Genomic DNA, 1595 nt, shown 5'->3' with positions numbered 1-1595 from the left:
ATCAATCTGTGTGGACACTCATCGTAAGTATCTTCGTATAAGGAGGTGATCCAGCCCCAGGTTCCCCTAGGGCTACCTTGTTACGACTTCACCCCAGTCATGAACCACAAAGTGGTGAGCGTCCTCCCCGAAAGGTTAAACTACCCACTTCTTTTGCAGCCCACTCCCATGGTGTGACGGGCGGTGTGTACAAGGCCCGGGAACGTATTCACCGTGACATTCTGATTCACGATTACTAGCGATTCCGACTTCATGGAGTCGAGTTGCAGACTCCAATCCGGACTACGACGCACTTTTTGGGATTCGCTCACTATCGCTAGCTTGCTGCCCTCTGTATGCGCCATTGTAGCACGTGTGTAGCCCTACTCGTAAGGGCCATGATGACTTGACGTCGTCCCCACCTTCCTCCGGTTTATCACCGGCAGTCTCCCTGGAGTTCCCGACATTACTCGCTGGCAAACAAGGATAAGGGTTGCGCTCGTTGCGGGACTTAACCCAACATTTCACAACACGAGCTGACGACAGCCATGCAGCACCTGTCTCAGAGTTCCCGAAGGCACACCTGCGTCTCCGCTGGCTTCTCTGGATGTCAAGAGTAGGTAAGGTTCTTCGCGTTGCATCGAATTAAACCACATGCTCCACCGCTTGTGCGGGCCCCCGTCAATTCATTTGAGTTTTAATCTTGCGACCGTACTCCCCAGGCGGTCTACTTAACGCGTTAGCTCCGAAAGCCACGGCTCAAGGCCACAACCTCCAAGTAGACATCGTTTACGGCGTGGACTACCAGGGTATCTAATCCTGTTTGCTCCCCACGCTTTCGCATCTGAGTGTCAGTGTCTGTCCAGGGGGCCGCCTTCGCCACTGGTATTCCTTCAGATCTCTACGCATTTCACCGCTACACCTGAAATTCTACCCCCCTCTACAGCACTCTAGTTCACCAGTTTCAAATGCAGTTCCGAGGTTGAGCCCCGGGCTTTCACATCTGACTTAATGAACCACCTGCATGCGCTTTACGCCCAGTAATTCCGATTAACGCTCGCACCCTCCGTATTACCGCGGCTGCTGGCACGGAGTTAGCCGGTGCTTCTTCTGTTGCTAACGTCAAGAGATAACGCTATTAACGTTACCCCCTTCCTCACAACTGAAAGTACTTTACAACCCGAAGGCCTTCTTCATACACGCGGCATGGCTGCATCAGGCTTTCGCCCATTGTGCAATATTCCCCACTGCTGCCTCCCGTAGGAGTCTGGACCGTGTCTCAGTTCCAGTGTGGCTGATCATCCTCTCAGACCAGCTAGGGATCGTCGCCTTGGTGAGCCATTACCTCACCAACTAGCTAATCCCACCTAGGCATATCTTGACGCGAGAGGTCCGAAGATCCCCCTCTTTGGCCCGTAGGCATTATGCGGTATTAGCCATCGTTTCCAATGGTTATCCCCCACATCAAGGCAATTTCCTAGGCATTACTCACCCGTCCGCCGCTCGACGCCCATTAACGCACCCGAAGGATTGTTAGTGTCGTTTCCGCTCGACTTGCATGTGTTAGGCCTGCCGCCAGCGTTCAATCTGAGCCATGATCAAACTCTTCAATTTAA

At 53.0% G+C, this 1595-nt stretch carries 1 rRNA gene; it reads right to left on the bottom strand.

The annotated features are described in order from the left end of the window. Positions 1-38: 38 nt before the first annotated feature. Positions 39-1593, bottom strand: a 16S ribosomal RNA gene (locus AACT19_RS24360). Positions 1594-1595 lie beyond the last annotated feature (2 nt).

It is taken from the genome of Vibrio sp. 10N.222.47.A9 (genome assembly GCF_963872585.1).
GTDB lineage: Bacteria > Pseudomonadota > Gammaproteobacteria > Enterobacterales > Vibrionaceae > Vibrio > Vibrio splendidus.
This window is presented reverse-complemented; position numbering and strand designations above follow the sequence as displayed.